This is a genomic window from Pseudomonas sp. DNDY-54 (genome assembly GCF_019880365.1).
GTDB lineage: Bacteria > Pseudomonadota > Gammaproteobacteria > Pseudomonadales > Pseudomonadaceae > Stutzerimonas > Stutzerimonas stutzeri_P.
Window position 1 is genome coordinate 949,423 of the sequence record NZ_CP082271.1, and the last position, 23,631, is coordinate 973,053.

Annotated in this window: 20 protein-coding genes; 3 read left to right on the plus strand and 17 right to left on the minus strand. The window is 60.2% G+C overall.

Annotated features, from left to right (window positions below; all coding sequences use genetic code 11):
• Positions 1 to 99 precede the first annotated feature (99 nt).
• From rpsO to K4O48_RS04525, 3 genes are all read left to right on the plus strand, one after another.
• Entirely contained in the window at positions 100 to 369 is a 270-nt protein-coding gene (gene rpsO / locus K4O48_RS04515) for a 30S ribosomal protein S15 (protein WP_045429687.1), read from the plus strand.
• A 206-nt stretch (positions 370 to 575) separates the two neighbouring features.
• Positions 576 to 2,681, plus strand: coding sequence for a polyribonucleotide nucleotidyltransferase (gene pnp, locus K4O48_RS04520; RefSeq protein ID WP_222910883.1), 2,106 nt, complete (start codon positions 576 to 578; stop codon positions 2,679 to 2,681).
• A gap of 295 nt (positions 2,682 to 2,976) precedes the next feature.
• The gene (locus tag K4O48_RS04525; protein ID WP_222910884.1) at positions 2,977 to 3,351 is read left to right on the plus strand and encodes a BON domain-containing protein; all 375 of its coding nucleotides are present in this window, start codon (positions 2,977 to 2,979) and stop codon (positions 3,349 to 3,351) included.
• A 65-nt stretch (positions 3,352 to 3,416) separates the two neighbouring features.
• On the opposite strand, the gene K4O48_RS04530 is transcribed toward K4O48_RS04525, so the two are convergent.
• The 17 genes from K4O48_RS04530 to dksA form a co-directional block, all read right to left on the minus strand.
• Entirely contained in the window at positions 3,417 to 3,728 is a 312-nt protein-coding gene (locus K4O48_RS04530) for a DUF2845 domain-containing protein (protein WP_222910885.1), read from the minus strand.
• A 15-nt stretch (positions 3,729 to 3,743) separates the two neighbouring features.
• Complete coding sequence (locus tag K4O48_RS04535; protein WP_260523695.1) at positions 3,744 to 4,043, minus strand: DUF2845 domain-containing protein; 300 nt, start codon at positions 4,041 to 4,043, stop codon at positions 3,744 to 3,746.
• A 1-nt stretch (position 4,044) separates the two neighbouring features.
• Entirely contained in the window at positions 4,045 to 6,969 is a 2,925-nt protein-coding gene (locus tag K4O48_RS04540) for a DUF748 domain-containing protein (RefSeq protein ID WP_222910886.1), read from the minus strand.
• A gap of 84 nt (positions 6,970 to 7,053) precedes the next feature.
• A complete protein-coding gene (locus K4O48_RS04545; RefSeq protein WP_222910887.1) occupies positions 7,054 to 8,070 on the minus strand; it encodes a class I SAM-dependent rRNA methyltransferase in 1,017 nt (338 codons plus the stop codon).
• 74 nt (positions 8,071 to 8,144) lie between these two features.
• Positions 8,145 to 9,323, minus strand: coding sequence for an acetyl-CoA C-acetyltransferase (locus tag K4O48_RS04550; protein WP_222910888.1), 1,179 nt, complete (start codon positions 9,321 to 9,323; stop codon positions 8,145 to 8,147).
• Between the two features lie 93 nt (positions 9,324 to 9,416).
• Positions 9,417 to 10,292, minus strand: a complete 876-nt coding sequence (locus K4O48_RS04555; RefSeq protein ID WP_222910889.1) for an oxygenase MpaB family protein — start codon at positions 10,290 to 10,292, stop codon at positions 9,417 to 9,419.
• 147 nt (positions 10,293 to 10,439) lie between these two features.
• Positions 10,440 to 12,104 carry a glucose-6-phosphate isomerase gene (gene pgi, locus K4O48_RS04560; protein WP_222910890.1) on the minus strand — a complete coding sequence of 555 codons (1,665 nt, stop codon included), beginning with the start codon at positions 12,102 to 12,104 and terminating at the stop codon, positions 10,440 to 10,442.
• Positions 12,105 to 12,462: 358 nt separating this feature from the next.
• Complete coding sequence (panD, locus tag K4O48_RS04565) at positions 12,463 to 12,843, minus strand: aspartate 1-decarboxylase (RefSeq protein WP_222910891.1); 381 nt, start codon at positions 12,841 to 12,843, stop codon at positions 12,463 to 12,465.
• 93 nt (positions 12,844 to 12,936) lie between these two features.
• Complete coding sequence (panC, locus tag K4O48_RS04570; RefSeq protein WP_222910892.1) at positions 12,937 to 13,803, minus strand: pantoate--beta-alanine ligase; 867 nt, start codon at positions 13,801 to 13,803, stop codon at positions 12,937 to 12,939.
• A complete protein-coding gene (panB, locus tag K4O48_RS04575; protein WP_222910893.1) occupies positions 13,800 to 14,600 on the minus strand; it encodes a 3-methyl-2-oxobutanoate hydroxymethyltransferase in 801 nt (266 codons plus the stop codon). Before panB ends, panC begins: the two co-directional genes overlap by 4 nt.
• 160 nt (positions 14,601 to 14,760) lie before the next feature.
• Positions 14,761 to 15,255, minus strand: a complete 495-nt coding sequence (folK, locus tag K4O48_RS04580) for a 2-amino-4-hydroxy-6-hydroxymethyldihydropteridine diphosphokinase (RefSeq protein ID WP_222910894.1) — start codon at positions 15,253 to 15,255, stop codon at positions 14,761 to 14,763.
• Positions 15,256 to 16,650, minus strand: a complete 1,395-nt coding sequence (locus K4O48_RS04585) for a polynucleotide adenylyltransferase PcnB (RefSeq protein WP_222910895.1) — start codon at positions 16,648 to 16,650, stop codon at positions 15,256 to 15,258. It lies immediately after the preceding gene.
• Between the two features lie 659 nt (positions 16,651 to 17,309).
• Positions 17,310 to 18,734 (minus strand): sigma-54-dependent transcriptional regulator, encoded by a 1,425-nt coding sequence (locus K4O48_RS04590; protein ID WP_222910896.1) that lies wholly within the window; start codon positions 18,732 to 18,734, stop codon positions 17,310 to 17,312.
• Between the two features lie 208 nt (positions 18,735 to 18,942).
• Positions 18,943 to 21,897, minus strand: coding sequence for a sensor histidine kinase (locus tag K4O48_RS04595; RefSeq protein ID WP_222910897.1), 2,955 nt, complete (start codon positions 21,895 to 21,897; stop codon positions 18,943 to 18,945).
• Positions 21,881 to 22,057, minus strand: a complete 177-nt coding sequence (locus K4O48_RS04600; protein ID WP_003095129.1) for a hypothetical protein — start codon at positions 22,055 to 22,057, stop codon at positions 21,881 to 21,883. The genes K4O48_RS04595 and K4O48_RS04600 overlap by 17 nt, the downstream gene beginning before the upstream one ends.
• A gap of 121 nt (positions 22,058 to 22,178) precedes the next feature.
• Positions 22,179 to 23,081: a tRNA glutamyl-Q(34) synthetase GluQRS gene (gene gluQRS / locus K4O48_RS04605; protein WP_222910898.1), complete on the minus strand. Its 903-nt coding sequence runs from the start codon at positions 23,079 to 23,081 to the stop codon at positions 22,179 to 22,181.
• A gap of 93 nt (positions 23,082 to 23,174) precedes the next feature.
• Entirely contained in the window at positions 23,175 to 23,618 is a 444-nt protein-coding gene (dksA, locus tag K4O48_RS04610) for an RNA polymerase-binding protein DksA (RefSeq protein ID WP_222910899.1), read from the minus strand.
• Between the last annotated feature and the right edge of the window lie 13 nt (positions 23,619 to 23,631).

Below are 23,631 nucleotides of genomic sequence, written 5' to 3' on the forward strand. Positions count from 1 at the left end.
TAGGGTGTGTCGCGTTACGAGGTTGGCTGTTGGCAGGCACGGTCACACCTCTTTTAAAACACGGGACATGTCCCGGCCTGTTCATAGAAGGAGCCCATCATGGCACTTAGCGTTGAAGAAAAAGCTCAGATCGTTAGCGAGTACCAGCAAGCTGAAGGTGATACCGGTTCCCCGGAAGTGCAGGTTGCCCTGCTGACCACCAACATCAACAAGCTGCAAGGTCACTTCAAGGCCAACGGCAAAGATCACCACTCCCGTCGTGGTCTGATCCGTATGGTTAACCAGCGTCGTAAGCTGCTGGATTACCTGAAGGGCAAGGACACCACTCGCTACAGCACCCTGATCGGTCGTCTGGGTCTGCGTCGCTAAGCGATGCTGGTCCGAAGCTGAATGCTAAAGCTGGAAGTAGGGCTCGCCCTGCTTCCAGCTTTTGCCTTTCAGAGGTACACCTCTGGACAGCGTTCGGGTTCGATACCCTGGACTGCCCAAGAATTCGAATAAAGCGTTTCGCGCGTGGCATGGCCCGCGAGGCGTGAGAGACGTTTCCCCCAAGGCAACATAGAGAAGGAACCACCGTGAACCCGGTAATCAAGAAATTTCAATTCGGTCAGTCGACCGTAACCCTCGAAACGGGCCGTATCGCCCGTCAAGCCAGTGGCGCCGTGCTGGTCACCGTTGATGACGACGTGACCGTTCTGGTCGCTGTCACCGGTGCCAAAACTGCTGATCCGAGCAAGGGCTTCTTCCCGCTCTCGGTCCACTATCAGGAAAAAACCTACGCTGCCGGTAAGATTCCAGGCGGCTTTTTCAAGCGTGAAGCGCGTCCTTCCGAAAAGGAAACCCTGACCTCGCGCCTGATCGATCGTCCAATCCGTCCGCTGTTCCCGGAAGGCTTCCAGAACGAAGTCCAGGTGATCTGCACCGTCGTATCGACGAGCAAGAAGACCGATCCGGACATTGCGGCGATGATCGGTACTTCGGCTGCGCTGGCGATTTCCGGCATTCCGTTCAACGGTCCGATCGGCGCTGCTCGCGTCGCTTTCCACCCGGAAACCGGCTATCTGTTGAACCCGACCTACGAGCAGCTCAAGGCGTCGAGCCTGGACATGGTCGTCGCCGGTACCAAGGATGCCGTACTGATGGTCGAGTCGGAAGCCAAAGAGCTGACCGAAGACCAGATGTTGGGCGCGGTGCTCTTCGCTCACGACGAATTCCAGGCCGTGGTGCAGGCCGTTACCGAGTTGGCAGCCGAAGCGGGCAAGCCGACCTGGGACTGGCAGCCAAAGGCTGAAAACACCCAGCTGCTCAGCTCAATTCGTAGCGAATTCGGCGAGGCCATCTCTCAGGCGTACACCATCACCATCAAGCAGGACCGATATGCACGCCTGGGTGAGTTGAAAGACCAGGTTGTCGCCAAGTTCTCCGGTGAAGAAGGTCAGCCCTCTGCCGGTGAAGTCAAAGAAGCCTTCGGCGAAATCGAATACCGCACCGTTCGCGAGAACATCGTCAATGGCAAGCCGCGTATCGACGGTCGCGACACTCGCACTGTTCGTGGTCTGAACATCGAAGTCGGCGTACTCGACAAGACCCACGGCTCGGCGCTGTTCACCCGTGGCGAAACCCAGGCCCTGGTCGTTGCCACTCTCGGCACTGCCCGTGACGCGCAGCTGCTCGACACCCTGGAAGGCGAGAAGAAAGATCCCTTCATGCTGCACTACAACTTCCCGCCGTATTCGGTCGGCGAGTGTGGCCGCATGGGCGCTACCGGTCGCCGCGAAATCGGTCACGGCCGTCTGGCCCGTCGTTCGGTTGCTGCCATGCTGCCGAGCGCTGACGAATTTCCCTACACAATTCGAGTGGTTTCGGAAATCACCGAATCCAACGGTTCCAGCTCCATGGCCTCTGTCTGTGGTGCTTCGCTCGCGCTGATGGACGCGGGTGTGCCGATGAAGGCGCCGGTAGCCGGTATTGCCATGGGCCTGGTCAAGGAAGGCGAAAAGTTCGCTGTACTGACCGACATCCTGGGTGACGAAGATCACCTGGGTGACATGGACTTCAAGGTGGCCGGCACCTCCAAGGGCGTGACCGCGCTGCAGATGGATATCAAGATCCAGGGCATCACCGAAGAGATCATGGAGATCGCCCTGGGCCAGGCCCTGGAAGCTCGCCAGAATATCCTCGGCCAGATGAACCAGGTGATCGCACAGTCGCGTACCGAATTGTCGGCCAACGCGCCGACGATGATCGCGATGAAGATCGACCAGGACAAGATCCGTGACGTGATCGGCAAGGGCGGCGCCACCATCCGCAGCATCTGCGAAGAGACCAAGGCCTCGATTGATATCGAAGATGACGGCTCGATCAAGATCTTCGGTGAGACCAAGGAAGCTGCAGAAGCGGCGAAGCAGCGCGTTCTGGGCATTACCGCTGAGGCAGAGATCGGCAAGATCTACGTCGGCAAGGTTGAGCGTATCGTCGACTTCGGTGCCTTCGTTAACATCCTTCCGGGCAAGGACGGTCTTGTGCACATCTCCATGCTGAGCGATCAGCGCGTGGAGAAAGTGACCGACGTACTGAAGGAAGGCCAGGAAGTAAAAGTTCTGGTGTTGGACGTGGATAACCGCGGCCGCATCAAGCTTTCCATCAAAGACGTTGCAGCTGCAGAAGCGTCTGGCGCTTAAGCGTCAGAGTCAAAAGAAAAAGGACCCTTACGGGTCCTTTTTTCGTTTCTGTGCACGGGTTTGGGGTGGCACGACGACTTAGCGCTCTCGGGCATCGTTGAATTGATTGCAAGTTGCACGCCTCCCGAAGGCAAAACATGCACTGTGCACGTGGCTGTAAGCCACTATGCTATCGCAACTGATTGATCTGTAAGGATATTTATGTCGTCTGAAAGTGGCATGCCGCTTGCGATGTTATCTGTGCATCCGCGGTGGAAGAAATGCCGCGGAATCTATAGAAAACAGGAGTGCCATTATGAACACGATCCAGAATTCTTTGACCGCTGCTGCTGTCGCCGTTGCACTGAGCCTGCCGATGGCTAGCGCTGCTTTTGCCGACGCCACGCCAGCACTGGATAAGGTTGATACCGTCATGCTGGCCGCCAACGACACCATGAAAGAAGCTGGCGATGCTACCTCCGACACCTGGATCACTACCAAAGTGAAGTCTTCTCTGCTGGCTGAAGATGCTACTCCGGGTATGGATATCGAAGTTGAAACCAATGACGGCGTTGTTTCGCTGTCCGGCACCGTAGCGACTGAGGCCGAGCGTGAAGCGGCGATCAACAAGGCCAAGGCCATCGAGGGTGTTCGTGACGTATCTGCTGACGGTCTGAAAGCGGTCGATTAACTGATCGCTATTGTCGCCATCGCGGCATAGAAAAAACCCCGCCTTCGCGCGGGGTTTTTTGTAGTTCAACGACCACGCTGGCTTTCGATACGTCGCAGGCGATTCCCTTCAAAGCGCAGGAAGTGGTACATCCCATTCGTTGGGCCATAGGTCCATTCCTCCACAATGACCTCATGTCGGAAGCCATAGTCATCCAGAATCTCCTTATAACCCAACGGCAAAGCGTCAACGGGCTCTCCGCACTTGCTCCGGACTTCGCTGGTGAATGCATCGAGACTGACCAGTGCGCTGCCGCAGCGGTGGGTAGAAGAGGCATGGGCGCCGCCGCTAGCCAGCAGCAGGCTCAGCAGTACCAGTGATGATGCGAGAGTCGACATAACAGTCCTTATCAGTCAGCGATCGCGGCGGGACTCAATGCGTATCAGTCGATTGCCTTCGAATGTGAGGATGCTGAGCATCCCGTTGTTTGGCCCGTAGAGCCATTCTTCGAGTAGGAGCTCTTGTCTCGCGTGACGGCCCAGCGTGTAGCCAATCAGATCTCGTTGGATCGGGGTGCCACATTTGCGTTCAACTTCGAACGTCCTGTCACCGGTGCTGACTAACTGACTGCCACAGCGAAGCGTGTCAGCCTGCGACAGTGGGGCAGTGAACGTCAGCATCAGCAGCAAGACGCTTCGAGCGACGGTTGGCATGTCACTCGGTCCCCAAGTGCAGAGATGTCGGAATTCGGCCTTCTCCTGCGGTTTGCGTGATGCCGGTATCCAGCAGGTAAACGCGTGAGTCCTTCAGGCCCGCCTGGTCGACCAGATAGTCCTTGATGGAAGCGGCGCGGGCCCGGCTGAGCCGGCGCAGTAACGCGGTGCTGTCCGCTCGGTTGCTGATCACAGCGTCACGCATACGCTTGCTGCGTTCCTGCTCGTCGAGACTCTCCCACTCACTTGGGGGTTGTTGCCCAAGCCGACTGCGGTATATGCCTTCCAGCATGGCGGTTTTCTCCTCCTCACCGATTTCCAGCTGCGCGGCATCCGCAGGAACCTTGTCACCACGACGTTGTAGCACCTTGTACCAAGTTTCCTGATATTCGCGTTGTAGCCACTGCTCGGCTAATAGCGGGCCGTCTGCTTGCGGAGAACTCTGACCTTCAACTTCCAGGCGCAACACGGGACGCTCCTGCAGTGCGCGCGCCAGGGCATCGAGATTGCTGCGCGCCTGTTGTTCGAGTTCACTGCTGCCGGGTGCGAACAATATCTGGCTGAGGTCGGCTTGATCACCACCGGCCAAGCCCGCCAGGAATTTGAACGGCGCCTTTACTGCCCGTGTTATCAGATTTCGCAACGTTTGCCAGACGATGGGCATGACGTCGAATTGAGGGTTGTTGAGGTTGCCTTGAACCGGCAGTTCGAGCGAGATGGTTCCCTGGCTGTCTTTCAGCAGTGCGACGGCCAATCGTACCGGCAAGTCGACAGCTTCGGGGCTGTCCACCTTCTCGCCTAGCTGCAGTTGCTGCAGGACGACTTTGTTTTCTGCATTCAGCTGACCCTGCTGGATGCGGTAATGAAGATCGAGGTCGAGACGGCCTTTACGAATGCGATACCCGGCGAACTTGCCGGAATAGGGCGAGAGCGTGGTCAGCTCGACCTGCCTGAAGCGGGTGGTGATATCCAGGCTCTGCAGTGGATCGAACGGTGTGAGGCTGCCCTCTATGGTCACCGGTGCGTAGCGATCAACCTTACCTTCCACGTCGACCGTGGCGGGTCGTTGCGCGCGGTTGTCGATCGTGCCGATCTGGCCGTCTAGTTCCTGCACTGCGGTGATAAAGGGCGGTCGCAAGCTGAGGTCCGAGAAATTCGCCGAGCCGTCTTCAATGTCGATGCCTCCAATGCGGATGGCCAGCGGTTCCGCCTCCGCCGTTTCGCTAACAACGTCGTTCGAGGCCGTCTTGTCGACCAACAGATCATTGATGTTGGTGGTCAGATCCGGATTGATGATGAAACGCGCGTACGGCTGACTGAGCTCGATGCGCTCGATCTGAAGCAGCTCAGGGTGCCGGTATTCAAGCCCGCCGAGCTTCAGGCGTTGCCATTTGACGAAGTCGCGGTTGTTGATGGTGTCTAGCGTGTGCAGCTGGGTGACTTCCGCTGCCCCGCCGACAGTGAACGCCAGCGGCTCAGTGCCGGTCAGCTCAACCTCCAGCTCGCTGGCTAGCATGCCGCTGCGCAGTTCGAGGTGAACGAAGGGCGTCAGATAGGCCTGCGCGATGCGCAGGTCGATATCCTCAGTGGAAATGTCGAACTGCCCCGTCGGCGGTGCCAATTGCAGCTGCCCCGCTGCGCGCAGGTGGCCCTGATTGCCGACGCGGGTGTCCAGTTCCAGCTTGAAAGGGGTAGTGCCTCGACTGTCGAAATCGGCGATGTCCAGGTTCAGTGGGCCAAGCTCCAGTGCGACATCCTCTTCTGGCACACGGTCATACACGTGCAGGCGGTAGTCCCTAAGCTGTGCGTCCCGCAGTACGACCTGCCAGGCGCTTTCGCGCTCCGCCGCGCTGTCGGTTGTCGTCGAGTCAGGGGGCGACGCCGCGCTTGCCCGGCTAGGATCCTGCTGCTTCCCGGTCGGCGTGGAGGGGGTCAGCAATGTCTGCCAGTTCAGCGCGCCATCGCCCTCCCGGGTGACCCAGGTTTCCAGCGCATGACTGCGCAACTTGCCGATCACCACGCGCTGCTTGAGTAGATCCAGGGAGGTCTCGCTGATTTCAAGGGTCTCCAGGCGAACCAGTGGTTCGCCATCACGCGTATCGAGCTTCAGGGGTGCCAGTTGTGCGTTCAGGTTACTGAGCTGCAATTCGGTGCTGTCAGCAAGGTTGAGCTGATAGTCGGACGCGAAATTTAGGCGGCCTTCCTGCAAGCGCAGCGGTACGGCGTCTTGCGCATAGGCCCAGAAATCCTTCAATACGAGGTTGCTGACCTTAAGCTGACCGGACGAGCTCACTGGCGTCAGGTTCAATTGCCCTTTCCAGTCCACTCGTGCACCGCTTGGGCCGGTTGCGACGAGTACCGCATCGGCGGCGTCGTTCGAGCGGGTGGCGAAGTTGAGCAGTTCGAAATTGAGTGAGTCGAGGAGGAAATCGATGGGTTCCTCGGGGCGTTGATCGGCGAAACGCACGGACCCTTCAACCAGCTGTAGTCGCGCAATGCTTAGGGCAAAGGGTTCTGGCTCCGTCTCTTTCGGCTGCTCTTCGGACGGCGGGACGTCAAACAGTTGGGTCAGGTTGAGGTTGCCATCTTTGTCGACCACCACGTCGGTGTGCAGCTGAATCAGCTCGATGTCCTCAATCTGCAGAGCACGGCGCCAGAGGCTGCTCCATTGCAGGTCGAGGTACAGGCGCTCGAAGCCCAGTTGCGGCTGATCGGCTTCACCGAGGTGCAGGTTGAACAGCGTCAGTTCTAGGCTGAAGGGATTAAATTCAATTCGCTCGAGGCGTGCCGGAACCGTGGCGTACTGGACCAGCTGCTGATTGACGACCCGCTGAGCGACACCGGGCAGGATTAAAAAGCCGAGGAGGCCGTAGCAGACCAATGCGGTCATCAGGCCGATGAACGTGCGCTTCATTCCGTTGGGCATGCGGATCTACATTCCGGGCGGTGAACTGCCTTGGAGTATGGCATGACAGGCAGGTTCCTCTCAGGTCATGGTGCGGGCCCGCCTTCACAATTGCAGTGTGAGAATCTTCAGCGGCGCCCGGCCATCCGTTGTGGGAAAGTCCGATGCCGGGGACAGCACCTGGCAGTCGCGCACCGGCCGCCCGGCCTTGATCGCGCAGCGCAGAACCTGTTCGCGCCAATCATCCAGGCTGACTTTCGCGAGATTGTTGCAGCAGACGAGGACACCATTGTCCGCAGTCGCGAGCAGGGCGGGCTTGAGTAGGCTTTGGTAGTCGCGAAGCAGGTCGACCGTGCCGAATGCACTTTTCGACCACGCCGGCGGATCGAGCAGTACCAGGTCGAACTGTTTTGGTTCCAAGCGGGGGTAATCAGGGAGCGCTCGACCGCGCCGCTGCGAAACCGGTAAACCCGCCAGCTGACGGATAGCGGGAAAGTAGTCCGATTGGATGAACTGCATCGGCGGTAATTCTGGATTGAGCGCATTGTTTTCGCGCCCGACAGCAAGATTGCTCTCGGCGAAGTCCAGATTGCAGACCTCGCGTGCGCCACCGGCGGCTGCACATAGGCCTACGCCGCAGGTGTATGCGAACAGGTTGAGCACGGACTTGTTGGCACTGTGGCCCTTGACCCAGCCGCGCGCATTTCGCAGATCAAGAAACAGCAGCGGATCCTGTCCACTGTGTCGCGCGCGGACGCGGTAGTTAAGCCCCCATTCGCGGCCAATCTGATCCCCCCGAGCCGCTTCATCGGCACGGTACACCGGATCGGTGCGATCAATACGCGAGTTCGTCTGTGAGCGATCGTTGTAGACCAGCAACAGGGGCTTGCCAAGGCTCGCACAAAGCTGTGCATGCATTGTTAGCAGCGTGTCGCGCTCGAGTGGCTGATGGAAGCTTTGGACCAGTAACAGCGGACCATAACGATCGGCCGTCAGGCCTGGGGCGCCTTCCTGACTGCCATGAAACAGGCGGTAGCAGTCGGTGCCCTGGTCGTGCAGTTGGCTTAGCAGCGTTTCGCGGTGGCGGTACGCGGCGCGCAGCGCCTGTTCGAGAGATGACATGCGCGGCGACTCGGGACGTTGGCCGCGCAGTTTATCGGAAAAACCTGGCGCTGGGCCGGCGTGATACCGGCTCGCTAGCGTTCGATCGCCAGTGCCACACCTTGGCCGCCGCCAATACACAACGTGGCCAACCCTTTATGGGCGTCGCGGCGGAGCATTTCGTGCAGAAGGGTCACGAGGATGCGGCAACCCGACGCGCCGATCGGATGACCGATCGCAATGGCGCCACCGTTTACGTTGACCTTCTCCGCGTCCCAGCCGAGCTCCTTACCCACCGACAACGCCTGCGCGGCGAAAGCCTCGTTGGCTTCGATCAGGTCGACCGCCTCGAGCGTCCATCCAGCTTTCTCCAGACAACGACGGCTGGCGGATACCGGGCCGATGCCCATGATTGCCGGGTCGACCCCTGCATTGGCGTAGCTGGCGATGCGCGCCAGTACGGGCAGGCCTAACGTTTTTGCCTTGTCAGCGCTCATCAGCAGCACTGCGGCCGCCCCGTCATTGAGGCTGGAAGCGTTGCCGGCGGTGACGCTGCCATCGCTCTTGAATGCTGGTTTGAGTTTCGCCAGGCTTTCGGCCGTGGTGCCGGCGCGTGGCTGTTCATCGGTATCGAATAGCAGAGGTTCGCCCCTTCGCTGAGGGATCTCGATGGGTGTGATCTCATCGCGAAAACGTCCGGCCTCGATAGCGGCTACGGCCTTTTGCTGCGAAGCGGCGGCGAAGGCATCCTGATCCTCGCGGGAGATGCCGTACCTAGCGACGAGGTTTTCCGCTGTGATGCCCATGTGGTAATCATTGAAGGCGTCCCACAGGCCATCCTGAATCATGCTGTCGACCAGTTTGCCGTGACCCATGCGCAGGCCGGTGCGCGCGGCGGGCATGACGTAGGGCGCCTGGCTCATGTTCTCCATTCCTCCGGCGATGACTACGTCAGCATCGCCACAGCGAATTGCCTGAGCCGCGAGGTGTACGGCCTTCAGGCCGGAGCCGCAAACCTTGTTGAGCGTCATTGCCGGCACGGCATGAGGCAGCCCGGCCTTGATGGCCGCCTGGCGTGCCGGGTTCTGCCCGGCCCCGGCGGTAAGAACCTGGCCGAGGATGACTTCATCGACATCAGCGGCATCGATACCAGATTGCTGAAGCAAACGCCGAATGACCGTGGCGCCCAGCTCGACGGCCGGAATGTTAGCCAGCGCGCCTTGAAAACTGCCGACAGGGGTGCGAGTGGCGGCAACAATGACGACTTCTTGCATGGGCTTGAACCTTAATGAATTGCGGGCTCCCGCGGTGCGCTCATGGTGGCACAGGCTTCAGTACCGCTCCACTTGCGAAACCCGCCGGTCACGCTAGCGGATAGGGAGGCCCATCCGCCGGCGCGCGCGGTGCACCGAACCGCTGCGTACCGCCCAGCGCAGTATGGGTGCAGTACGCCTGACGCCGAGCTGGATCAGCTGGCGTTGACGTAGGGTCTGCCGCAAATCAAGCATGTCGCTCGCCCAATCCGGCAGCAATTCGACCCCGGCTTGCATCATCAACGCACCGAACGGACGAGCCAACGCGCTGGGTGCCGGTGCGTTAAAGAGCACGTGCATGATCTCCCGCGAGCGGTCGTCGCATCGCAATTGCGGCCGTATGCCCTGCAGATAGTCGGCTATCTGCGCTCGGGAGCGCGGTACGCCATGCGCACCGAGCGACTCGGCGATCAAGGCCACCTCCGCGTAGTAGCGATCCTGATCGCTGCTGCTGAGGGCCGGATTGAGATAGCGCAAATGCGCCTTGAGAAAGCTGCTGACCTCGGCGACGTGTACCCAGGTCAGCAGATCCGGATCGTAGGCAGCGTAAGGCCGACCGTCAGCGGCATGGCCCGTGACGTTCAAGTGAATCGCCCGGACACGCTCGATCAGGCGCTGGGCATCAGCCTGGCTGCCGAACGTTGTCCCGGAAATAAACTGTCCGGTGCGGCGGAGCCGGCCGAGCAGATCTTGACGAAAATTCGAATGATCCCATACCCCGGCGAGCGCAAGCGGATGCAGCGCCTGGAGCAGCAGCGCGGAGATGCCGCCGACCATCATTGAGGTGAAATCGCCGTGGACGCGCCAGCACACCGAGTCCGGCCCGAACAGGCCCGGATCGCCCGGCGGGTTTTCGTAGTCGACACCGCCTATTGCCAGTCCGGTAAGGCTCAGCACCTGCGATTCGATATGGTGTCGAATAATTTCCATGGGTAACGTCTTGGTGTGCCAGAAAGAGAATCTTACTCGCAGCGCGCGCTACCCCAGCTAGGCGGCCGCGAAGTGGCCGTGGGTGAGGACGAGGAGGGTGGGGATAAGCCGAACAGCGACGAGGTGCTGTCCGGCTTGAGTGGCGGATCAGCCGCGGTGACGACCCCGGAAGAAATCGATCAGTCCCTGCGTCGAGGCGTCTTCGGCGGGCGGCGCATCGAAGCTGGTCATCTGACCGTAGACTGCCTTGCCCAGGTCCTTGCCAAGCTCCACGCCCCACTGGTCAAACGAGTTGATTCCCCAGATCACACCCTGCACAAACACCTTGTGCTCGTAGAGTGCGATCAGTGCGCCCAAGCGGCCCGGGCTAATGGTTTCCATGACTACCGTGTTGCTTGGACGGTTGCCTGGAATGACCTTATGCGGCGCGAGACGCGCGATTTCCGCGTCGTTCAGGCCCTTTGAGCGCAGCTCTGCTTCTGCTTCTCCACGGGTCTTGCCGAGCATCAATGCCTGGCTCTGCGACAGGCAGTTGGCATACAACCACTCATGGTGATCCGCCACGGGGTTGTGGCTGACCACTGGCACGATAAAGTCGGCCGGAATCAGTGGCGTACCTTGGTGAAGCAGCTGGTGATACGCATGTTGACCGTTGGCACCAACTCCTCCCCAGATCACAGGTCCGGTGGTACAGGACACCGGCGTACCGTCTTGACGGACACTCTTGCCGTTGGACTCCATGTCCATCTGCTGAAGGTGTTTAACGAAGTTGCGCAGATAATGGTCGTACGGCAGGAAGGCATAGCTCTGCGCGCCCCAGAAGTTGTGGTACCAGACGCCGAGCATTGCCAGCAGCACTGGCATATTGCTTTCGAACGGCTCGTTCAGGAAATGCTGGTCCATGCTGTAGGCACCGGACAGCAGATCCTTGAAGTTGGACATGCCAATGGCCAATGCGATAGGCAAACCAATTGCCGACCATAGTGAATAGCGGCCCCCCACCCAGTCCCACATCGGGAAGATATTTTTTTCACGTATCCCGAACTCGACCGCTGCCTTTTTGTTGCTCGTAACGGCGATGAAGTGGCGGTAGAGCTTCTCTTCGGTGCCGCCTTTACCCAGGTACCAGGTCCGCGCGGCTTGGGCGTTCTTCAACGTCTCGAGGGTGCCGAAGGTCTTGCTGGAAATGATGAACAGTGTGGTTTCGACGTTCAGCTTGGCGGTCACTTCACGGAATTCACTGCCATCGATGTTGGCGAGGTAGTGGGTGCGTACGCCATGCTGGGTAAATGGCAGCAGTGCTTCGGAAACGAGCTGTGGCCCAAGGAACGAGCCACCGATGCCGATGTTCACCACGTCGGTGATGGTCTTATCGCTGAAACCGCGCCAGAGGTTGTTGTGAATGCGGGTGACGATGTCCGTCATCTGTGCGAGAGCCGTGTGCACGTCGCGCATGATGTTCTGTCCGTCCACCATGACCGAATCGCCCATTGGGCGGCGCAGTGCAGTGTGGAGCACGGGGCGGTTTTCAGAAGCATTGATCCGCTCGCCCTCAAACATCGCACGAGCGGCCTGCTCAACGCCGGCCTCCCGAGCGAGGTTCACCAGCAGCGTACGGGTTTCCGGGGTAATGAGGTTCTTCGAATAATCGAGAAAAAGGCCACAGCAGGAAACCGACAGGTCATTGAAGCGTGTCGGGTCGGCCTTGAACGCCTCGCGCATGCTGAAATGCTGCATGGACAGACGGTGTTCTTCCAAGGCCTTCCAGGACGACAGGCCAGTAGCATCGAGAGGGTGCTGATAGTAGCTCATGGTAGTGCGGCTTCCTTTGCTTGGCGGACTGTCTGCTCGGCTGAGCAACTCCATGCCAGGGATGGATCGGCTGCAGTGGTTGGACAGTCATTCGATCATGCTGACGCGCAGGCATTCATCCTGAATGCGCCGGGCGCGTACCGCTCCGGTTCGAGAAGCGGTGGCGGCGCATCCTGCACTGCCGAGACAGTCTGACTTGGAAAAACGCCCGGCGTTCCGAATACATGCTGCGGCAGTTTCAGTAGCCGCCCGGCGCACCAAGACGATTGCAGATTCGCGAGAGCGGGGAAAGCTCCAAGGCACAAAAAAACCTGCAGCGCCGGAGGCGTTGCAGGCTTTTTTGACAACCACTTCAGTATCAGGCGACCTGAACCGGTATGGCATTACTGGTATGGCTGAGGTTGCCATCGGCGCCCATGTAGAGCACGTGTGGCTTGAAGCTCGCCAGTTCGGCTTCGCTGTAATGGGCGTAAGCGCAAATGATCAGGCGATGCCCTACGCCGGCCTTGTGGGCGGCTGCGCCGTTAACCGAGATAATCTTCGAGCCTTCTTCACCACGGATAGCGTACGTCGTGAAGCGCTCGCCGTTATCGACGTTATAAATCTGGATCTGCTCGTATTCGCGGATTCCGGCCAGATCCAGCCAGTCGCCGTCGATGGCGCATGATCCTTCATAGTCCAGCACCGAGTGGGTCACCTGGGCGCGGTGCAGTTTGGCCTTGAGCATGATGGCGTGCATGGCGGGTTCCTCCGGGTGCGCAAGCGGCGCAGAGTGTGCCCGAACCCTCAGGTCGGATCAAGACCGAGGGGCGGGGATAACGATAGTCGACGGTTACAGCGGCGAGGGCTGGGTGGCATCCACGATCAGGTTGTCGATCAGGCGTGTCTTGCCGAGGAAAGCAGCGACAAGAATGACCAGCTCGTTGGTATCCGAGGCGGCAGGCTGGAGGTCCACAGCATTGCGGATCTCCAGATAATCGGGTCGTAGACCGGCAGTCAGCAATGCCTGATGGCCGTGCGCCAGCAGCGCTGGGAAATTGCGATCCCCATTGCGAATCGCCTCGGCCATTTCGCCCAAGATGCGATACAGCATCGGTGCAAGGGCGCGTTCCTCGGTGCTGAGGTAACCGTTGCGCGATGACAACGCCAAGCCGTCTTCGGCACGTACGATTGGCTCGCCGATGATCTGTACGGGCATGTTCAGGTCGCGGACCATGGTGCGGATCACAGCCAACTGCTGAAAGTCCTTCTGGCCAAACACTGCGAGATCGGGAAGCACCATGTTGAATAGCTTGGTCACGACCGTTGAGACCCCGTCGAAATGCCCCGGCCGGCTTCCGCCGCACAGGCCCTCGGATACGCCTGGCACCCGGACAATGGTCTGCATGGCCTGACCGTGGGGATACATCTCCTCGACGCTGGGCGCGAACAATAGATGGCAGCCAGCCTCGAAGAGCTTGTCCTGATCGGCGGTGAGCGTACGTGGGTAGTTGGCAAGGTCTTCGTTGGGGCCGAACTGCAGAGGATTCACAAAAATGCTGGCAACCACGAAGTCGGCGCGCTGGCCTGCCTTTTTCACCAGCGCGATATGGCCAGCGTGGAGATTGCCCATGGTCGGCACGAAGCCGATACGCTTGCCATCGTTACGCGCACGGGTCACCGCGGCGCGCAAGTCAGCTACGGTTCTAACCACGTTCATGCGGAAAACCCATGTTCGGCTGCGGGGAATTCAACTGCTTTCACCGCCCGGGCATAGGCGGCAATCGCAGTCGGGATATCGCCATGTTCGTGCATGAAGTTTTTGACGAACTTCGGTGCGCGGCCACTCAGCGATAAACCGAGCATGTCGTGCAGTACAAGCACCTGCCCATCTGTGGCATTGCCGGCGCCGATGCCGATGACGGGCACCGCTACGGCCTCGGTGATCCGAGCGGCCAGTTCGCTGGGGACGCACTCGAGCAGCAGCATCGCGGCCCCGGCCGCCTCCAGCGCCTTGGCGTCCGCAATCATCTGTTGCGCCTGTCCTACCTGGCGCCCCTGAACCTTGTAGCCGCCGAAAACGTTCACCGCCTGTGGGGTCAGGCCCATGTGGGCACAGACCGGAATGCCGCGTTCGGTCAGTAAACGAATGGAGTCAGCCAGCCATGCCGCGCCCTCGACCTTGACCATGTGCGCGCCGGCTTTCATCAGCGTTGCGGAGTTGTTCAGCGTCTGCTCAAGCGTCGCGTTGGCCATGAACGGTAGGTCCGCAACAATCATTGCGCCGCGGTTGCCACGTTTGACGCAGGCGGTGTGGTAGGCCATTTCTTCAATGGTCACCGGTAGGGTGCTGTCGTGCCCCTGCAGGACCATACCTAGCGAGTCGCCGATCAGTAGCATCTCGACCCCGGCTTCGCAGGCGGTTTTGGCGAAGGTCGCGTCATAGCAGGTGAGCATGACGATCTTTTCGCCTTTCTGCTTGAGGCCTTGCAGGGTGGTCAGAGTTACGTCTGGCATGAATGCCGTCCTCCTAGAGCCTCTGAGGGTTGCAGTGGAGCGTCATCATGGGGAACGGCCCCAAATCGATGCGTGCCGGTAGCGGGCGCTTATAGTCACGAGGGTGGCGTACTAAGTCAATCCGGTGTGTTACCCGTGTGTAACAACTGTTACCGATTGGTTACAGGGCGTGATCCGCGCGCTCAAGGCCGGTATAGGGACAGGCCGCGAGCAGATCGGCCAGGCGGCGTCCATCGGCCAGCTGCAAGCTTTCCGGCGCCACTTCTGCTAATGGATAAAGGACGAAGGCCCGGGCGTGGAGGTGGTAGTGAGGTACCGTCAGGCGGGGCTCGTCGAGTAGACGGTCGCCGTAAAGCAGAATATCCAGATCCAACGTCCGCGGGCCCCAGCGCTCAGCCTTGCGTGCCCGGCCGTGCGCCTGCTCGATCGCCTGCAGTGCATCGAGCAACTCCAGAGGGGGCAACGACGTATCCAGCGCGGCGACCGCATTGTTGTAGCGGGGCTGGTCAGGAGGGCCGAGCGGGTCACTGATATACAACGACGACACAGCGATCAGCTGCGATGAAGGAATGGCTGTCAACGCCTTGAGCGCGCCGCGCAGCTGCTCGCGTGGCTCGGCCAAGTTGCTGCCCAGACCAATGTAAACCCGTTCCATTTACTCGGCGGGAACCGGTGCGCTGTCGTTCGGGCCGCGCTTGCGACGTCCGCTGCGGCGACGTTTGCGGGGGGCGCCGCCATCATCCTTGGTACTAAGGCCGCGAATCATAGTGCGACGCTCGCTGTCGCTGGCTTCCTGATACTCGGTCCACCAGTCACCAAGGCCTTCGGTCTCCTCGCCGGCGCTTTCGCGAAGAAGGAGAAAGTCATACCCCGCGCGGAAACGCGGATTGTCCAGTAGCTGGTCGGCGCGACGGCCTTGGCGGCGTGGCAAGCGCTCCTGCATATCCCATATTTCGCGCATGGGCATCGTGAAACGCTTCGGTATTGCGGTGCGCTGGCATTGTTCCCAGATTAAATCGTGTGCGGCTTCCTGCATCGCCGGAATAGGCGGCAGCCCTCGCGCCTGGGCTTCGGCGACACGCGCCGGCAATGCCGGCCAGAGCAACGCCGCGAACAGGAACGCCGGCGTCACAGGTTTGCCTTGGGCAATGCGCTGGTCGGTATTGGCCAAGGCGTTGCGAATCAGTGTTTCGGTGTATTCCGGATTGTCGTCCAGGGCTTCGGCACTCGCCGGGAACAGCGGGGCGAACAGATCGTATTCCAGCAGCAGCTCGAAGGTTCGCTCGGCCTTGCCACTCAGGAACAGCTTGATGATTTCGTCGAACAGTCGCGCGGCAGGGACGTCATTCAGGAGGTCTGCGAGATCGGCGATGGGCTCAGCGCTGTGCTGTTCGATCTCGAAGTCAAGCTTCGCGGCGAAGCGGACTGCGCGAAGCATACGCACGGGGTCTTCCTGGTAGCGCTGCTCGGGATCGCCAATCAGGCGGATCAGCCGGTTGCGAATGTCACGAACGCCATGGGTATGGTCGAGGATGCGCTCGCTCGACGGATCGTAATACAGCGCGTTAATGGTGAAATCGCGGCGCTGAGCGTCGTCTTCCAGTGTGCCGTAGACGTTGTCACGCAATATTCGCCCGCTCTCGTTGCGGGACGCCAGGTGGCTGTCTTCGTCATCGTCCGCCTCCGGATGGTTCGCACGGAAAGTGGCCACTTCGATGATTTCGCGGCCGAAATGCACGTGGACCAGCTTGAAGCGTCGGCCGATCACGCGCGCATTGCGGAACTCGGCCCGGACCTGCTCGGGCGTCGCGCTGGTGGCGACGTCGTAATCTTTGGGGTCCAGGTCCAGCAACAGGTCGCGTACGCAGCCGCCTACTACATAGGCCTCGTAACCGGCGTGTTGGAGTCGCTCGACTACGCTGACGGCGTGTCGGCTCAGGTCATTGCGATGCAGCGAATGCTGCCGGCTGGACAGTATTTCGGGTGTGCGACGAGGATGCGGGAAGCGGCGCAAGGGAGAACGAAAAGACTGGAACAGCTTTTTCAGCATGAGAGGCACTGTGTGGCGGAATGACAAGGTGGCAAAAGGAATAGCCACGAAACGAGCGTGGATTCTAGCACCGGGAGCAAAGGATGGTGAACGAAGCGCGGGGAGGTGTCAAAACATCGGCCCGGAGCCGGAAAGCACAAGGGGAGCCGAAGCTCCCCTTTAAATGATGTCGCGTGCTTTGTTGTTATTAGTAATTCGGGCGTGTTGTTTTTGTTGGATCACCCGTTCCCTTCCGCTATCGCTTCCGGGAAGTGCTCCTACATTGGGAGCAAAGAGCAAACGGATTTCTTTGGTCGCTGACTTGCCATCGATCTCATTGATCCAACCAGTTCAGGCTCTGCTTGTGCAGTTTTTGTTGTTCTCAGCCTGGTTGCGGGGTCTAAACCCCATTTGGCACTTCCTCTCCAAAAGAATCAGTTAGCTACGCCTCCGCCTTCTTGTATTTATTCTGCTAGAGCCGGTACGTCTTGTTCTTATTGTGGGTCTGCTTGTTATTGTTGTTGTGCCAGATAGAAAGCATTTGCCGTGCCAGCTTTTATAAACCCTTTAAAATCAATCGTTTATGTTTTTTGGTGTTAGATTCAGGCTGAAAACTGAAGGGCGTCCGTTACCGTTGAACCCGCATTTTGTTACGTCTTCGTAGTGCCGGTAACACGTCACTACCCAGCTGCGGTCGATTTGCGCCGCGGGATGCCAAGCCGTTGACGGCGTTCCCACAAGCACTTGCGGCTGATACCCAGCTTGCGTGCGAGTTCGGTCTCGGTCATGTGATCCTGATGCTCGAGCACGAAGTGCTGGAAATAGTCCTCCAGTGACAGATCCTCGGTGGGCTCATTGCTGGTCGAGACGCCCGAACTCAACGGCGTGCAGGGCTCATCGAAATCATCATCGAGGCTATCGAGCTCGATATCGATACCCAGCAGTTCCGCGCTGATCTCCTCGCTCTCGCTGAGAATCGCGGCCCGTTCAATGGCATTCTCCAGTTCGCGCACGTTCCCCGGCCAGGTGTACAGCCGTACCGCCTGCTCGGCCTCCCGAGAGAAGTGCAACTCCTCTGCGCCCATGCGTTCACCTTGCCGTGCCAGGAAGGCCTTGGCGATTTCCAGCACGTCTGAGCCGCGATCACGCAAGGGCGGCAGCTTCAGCGCGATCACATGCAATCGGTAGTAGAGGTCTTCTCGAAACTGTCCGTTTTTGGCCAGGGTTTTCAGGTCACGGTGAGTTGCGGCGATCAAGCGAACGTCGACCTTCTGCGACTGGGTAGAGCCGACACGCCGGATTTCGCCTTCCTGTAACACACGTAACAGCCGCGCCTGGGCTTCCAGTGGCAATTCGCCGATCTCATCCAGGAACAAGGTGCCGCCATCCGCCGCCTCAACCAGGCCGGCGCGGCCGGCGCTGGCGCCGGTGAACGCGCCTTTCTCGTGGCCAAAGAGCTCAGACTCAATCAGGGTTTCTGGAATGGCGGCGCAGTTGACCGAGATCATCGGTGCTTTGGCGCGGCGGGAGAGATTGTGCAGGGCGCGAGCGACGAGCTCCTTGCCGGTGCCCGACTCACCCTGAATCAACACATTGGAATCGGTGGGTGCAACCTTGCGGATCTTGGTGAACAGATCCTGCATCGGGCCGCAGCGTCCAATAATGCCAATCTCGCCGTTCGCGGAATCGTTATCACCCGCCGCGGCCGGAGCCGAGGTGTTACGGGACGTGGTAGCGGGAGCCGTGGTGGCATGCTGCCGGTCGTGGAGAATGCGGGCGACGGTCTGCAGCATTTCATCGTGATCGAAGGGTTTGGCGATGTAGTCGACCGCGCCCATTTTCATCGAGTCCACGGCGGAGCGCAGGCTCGCGTAGCTGGTCATGATCAGCACCGGGGTGCCCTCGGCAAGCTTGATCAACTCGGTGCCGGGCGCGCCGGGCAGGCGCAGATCACTGACGATCAGATCGAAACCCGGAATGCTGAAGCGCTCTTGAGCTTCCTGAACCGAACCGGCTTCGCTGACCTCGTACTGGTTGCGTTCGAGAAGTCGGCGCAAGGCGGAGCGGATGATGGTTTCGTCTTCGACGATCAGAATATGTGACATCAGTACTCTCTCGACGGTCTTAAGGCGGCTACGGGCCTATGTGAAGGACGGCGCATGACGCACTTCAATGGCCCGTGCAAGCTGTCGCGATGCGGCGCGGGTTATTCCGCTCAGGGCTGCAGTGCCACGTTGACGCAAGCCCCGGCGTGATCCGTTGCACGCGGTGTTGCTTCCGGCCAATACGAGGCGAACTCCCCCGATCGCCTCGTCAGTCAATGGCATCTGTCGCCTCGACATGTCGCGGCAGGGTGATGCGGAAACGGGTGCCGCGTTGGGTTTCTGGGTCTGCCGGACTGTCGATATTGATCTGCCCATAATGCTCTTCAACGATCGAATAGACCAGCGCAAGCCCCAGCCCGGTCCCTTCGCCTGGGTCTTTGGTGGTGAAGAAGGGCTCGAACAGCCGGTCCTTAATCGATTGCGGAATCCCGCTGCCTTCGTCTTCGACGATGAGGTAAACAGTCTGCTCTGACTGCTCGCTGCGCACCCGTATCGCGCCGCCGGACTCCGACGCATCACGGGCATTGGAGAGCAGGTTGATCAGAACTTGAGCGAGACGCTGCGGATCGCCTTCGGCCAGATGGCTGGGGTCACAGAGGTTGAAAAAGTGCACATCGGTGCCGCTTCGGTTGAGCGAGAGGAGGGCGATCGCATCCTGCGCGACCTCTGCCAGGCTCACCGGGTACAGGTCTTGTTGCCGCCCGCCCGCGTGAGCGAAGCTCATCAGCGACTGGACGATGCGCGAAACCCGCTTGGTCTGTTCGACGATCTGGTTGCTGATTTCGATGATTTCGCCATCCGCTTCGCGCTCCTCGCGCAGGTTTTGCGCCAGGCAGGCGATGCCGGTGATTGGGTTGCCAATCTCGTGGGCGACACCGGCGGCCAGTCGTCCGATGCTGGCCAGCCGTTCGGAGTGCACCAGCCGGTCTTCCAGCTGCTGGGTTTCGGTGAGGTCTTCGATCAGCAGTACCAGGCCGCTGTTGCCGGGCGCCAGCGGCTCGGCGATTGCGGCCTTGTGCAGGTTCAGGCAGCGGCTGTGCCCGTCCAGTTGCAAGCGTTGTTTGTGCAGGTGTTCGTCGCGCTGCTGAATGAAGTCAGCGAGTAGGCTCTGCCAGGGTTCGGCAATGGTCGACAGGCGCGACCCCACCACTTGCAGCGCCGGGATTTCGGTGAGCTCCTCCAGCGCGCGATTCCACATCAGAATCTCCTGATCCTTGGCCAGCGAGCAGACGCCCATAGGCAATTCCTGCAGGGTCTGCCGATGGTAACGGCGCAGCGCATCGAGCTCCGCGGCCAGGCCGGTGAGGCGCGAGTGATAGTCCTCCAGGCGGCTCTCAATGAAATGGATATCTTCGGTGATGTAGCCCTCAGCCCCGTTCTTGTAGGAGAGAAAGTTCTCGACGATATCCTGCGCAACGCTCGGGCCCATCAAGCCTGACAAGTTCGCCTCGATGCGGTCGCGCAGCCGGCGCAAGGCATAGGGACGATGTTCGTCGAACGGCAGCTGCAGATCCCGCAGCGCCTGTTCCACCTCGCGCTGCGCGGTCTTGGCGCCCAGCGGCTTGGCCAGCTGGGTGGCGAATTCTTGCGGCGAGGCGGCTGCCAGCTCACGGCGCTGTGGTCGACGGACATTCTCCACGGCGCAGGCTTCGGCCGCGGCCTGTTCCTCTGCGCTGGTTTCGGTGAACAGCGAGAACAGCGAGAACGCCAACACGTTCACCGCCAGAGACGCGATCGCTGCCAGGTGCCAGCTGGTGTCGTCAAGCACGTAGACGACGTTGAACAACGGGATGTAGAAGCCATCGAGGTTGCCCACCAGCGGCAACAGCATGGTGACGACCCAGACCGCAATGCCAGCCAGCAGGCCGACGATGTAACCGCGACGGTTGGCGGTCGGCCAGTAGAGCACCGAGAGCACGCCGGGCAGGAACTGCAGCGTCGCGACGAAGGCGACAATGCCCAGATTCGATAGATCCTGTTCGGCACCTAGCATTAAATAGAAGCCGTAGCCGGCCATGATGATCGCCAGGATCAGGCTGCGGCGCGTCCATTTCAGCCATCGATAGATGTTGCCCTCGGTCGGCGGCTGGTAAAGCGGCAGTACCAAGTGGTTGAGGGCCATTCCCGACAGGGCCAGGGTGCTGACAATGATCAGGCCGCTCGAGGCCGATAGCCCACCCACAAAGGCCAACAGCGTGAGCGCCTCGCTCTGTGCCGTGATGCCCAGGCCAAGGGTGAAGTATTCCGGATTGGTGCTAACGCCGAGTTTCAGTCCGGCCCAGAGGATCAGCGGCACGGCGAGGCTCATCAACAGCAGATACAGCGGCAGACCCCAGCTCGCACTGACCAGGGCGCGTGGGTTGAGATTCTCAGTAAAGGTCATGTGGTACATGTGGGGCATGACAATGGCCGACGCAAAGAACACCAACAGCAGGGTCCGCCAGGGGCCTTCCTGGAGCGGCGTATGCAAGGCCTGCAAGGCTGACTGGTTTTGCAGCAACCAGATTTCCAGTTGATGTGGGCCGCCGAACACCACGAAAAGCGCGTAGAGGCCGATGGCGCCGAACGTCAGCAGCTTGACCACCGATTCGAAGGCGATGGCGAACACCAGGCCTTCGTGTTTCTCCCGTGTTGCGATATGGCGGGCGCCGAACAAAATGGTGAACAGCATGATCATCACGCAGTAGCCCAGCGCCACTCGCTCCTGCAGGGGCTCGAGCGTGAGGATGCCGATGGCATCGGCTACCGCCTGGATCTGCAAAGCCAGCAGCGGCAGCATGCCAATCAGCATGACGATCGTGGTCAGCGCGCCGCTCCAGGTGCTGCGGAAGCGGAAGGCAAACAGATCCGCCAGCGAGGCCAGCTGATAGGTTCGGGTGATGCGCAGGATTGGGTAGAGCAGCACCGGCGCAAGCAAGAAGGCGCCGCAGACACCCAGGTATGTCGCGAGGAAGCCGTAGCCATACTGATAGGCCAGGCCAACGGTTCCATAAAACGCCCAGGCACTGGCGTAGACGCCCAGAGACAGGGTGTAGGTCAAGGGGTGGCGAATGACCCAGCGTGGTATCAGGCCGCGCTCGCTGACCCAGGCCACTCCGAACAGCACCAGCAGGTAAGCGACGCTGATCAGAATCAGTTGGCTAAGGCTAAAGCTCGTCTGCATCGCGCTGACTCTGAAGAATGAAGGTCACCACGATAAGAATCAGCCACAACAGGTAAGGCCTGTACCAGGCACCGTTAGGGTCGATCCACCAGTCCATGATCGCGGGGGAAAACAGGTAGATCCCCACCACCAGGAGCAGCACCAGTCGGTAGATGTACATGCTGGAACTCGTGTCGGAAGTGCGGGGGATGGTAAAGCAGCAGCACGCTGCAGGCCACATACGTCAGTTGTCGAGCGGAGCGCTGGCACGAGCCACGGCGCTCTAGTGACTGCGTGCTGCGTCAGCGCAACTGCGCCTCGGCCAGGCTGCGGCAGCGCGGGACACGTGTGGCATCCCAGTGCGTGATCGCCCAAGCCAGTATCTCGCACGGCAGTGCGTCGTCCAGCGCGCTTTCGGTTGGCTGGCCGAGGGCACGCAGCGCGCGGAGTAACAGTGGGGTCGCCTCCTCTGGCTGCAGCGGCGGGGAGCGGTAGCGTTTGCCGAGCTTATGGCCGTCCGGCTGAATGATCAGGGGGACGTGAAGGTACCGCGGCTGCGGGAGACCGAGCAGCGCCTGCAGGTAAAGCTGACGCGGTGTGGAGTCGAGCAAGTCGGCCCCGCGGACGATATCGGTTACCCCTTGCCAGGCATCGTCAAGCACTACAGCGAGCTGGTATGCGATCAGTCCGTCGCGACGGCGAATGACGAAATCACCGACGTCCCGGGCGAGGTGCTGGCGGAACTCACCCTGCAGCCGATCTGTGAAGCCGTACTCGCCGTCAGGCACGCGCAGGCGGACGGCGGCATTCTCCATCTCCCGGCCGGCATCGCGGCAGAACCCCGGATAGTGGCCGCCGAAGGGCTCAAGTTGCTTGCGCGAGCAATTGCAGGCGTAGGCATGGCCGTCCTGTCTAAGACGATCAACCACGGCGTTGTAACTGTCCAGGCGTTCGCTCTGGCGCACCATCTGCCCATCCCACTCGAACCCGTAGGCTTCCAGTGCCTGAAGGATGGCGTGCTGTGCGCCGGTCATCTCCCGTGGCGGATCGATGTCTTCCATGCGCAGCAGCCAGCGGCCCCCGGCGGCGCGGGCGTCGAGATAAGAGGCGAGGGCAGCGGTCAGCGAGCCGAAATGCAGGTAGCCGCTAGGTGTCGGGGCGAAGCGACCGACATAGGCTGAAGAGGGCGTAACGGTTGGGGGCATGGCGGGCCGGCTCGGGTGAAGAATCAGCGAGGCGGGGTGCGGCGGGAGAAGATGCCTGAAATGAAGCGGGGCGCCGAAGCGCCCCGTTCGGGATCAGGAACCGATCTGCTTTTCCTTGATCTCCGCCAGCGTCTTGCAGTCGATGCACAGCGTGGCGGTGGGACGGGCTTCCAGACGGCGAATGCCGATCTCAACGCCGCAGGAATCGCACCAGCCGTATTCGTTGTCTTCGATCAGCTGCAGCGTCTCGTCGATCTTTTTGATCAGCTTGCGCTCGCGATCGCGGGCACGCAGCTCCAGACTGAACTCTTCTTCCTGGCTGGCGCGGTCCGCCGGGTCAGGGAAATTGGCCGCTTCGTCCTGCATGTGATGCACAGTGCGATCGACTTCTTCCATCAGCTCCAGCTTCCACTTGTTGAGGATGCCGGTGAAATGAGCGCGCATCTTGTCGCTCATGTACTCCTCGCCCTTGGACTCTTTGTAGGGCACGAAGGCGCGAATCAGTTGGTTGCTATTTGTCGTTTTGGTAATGGGCATGGATGAACGCCTC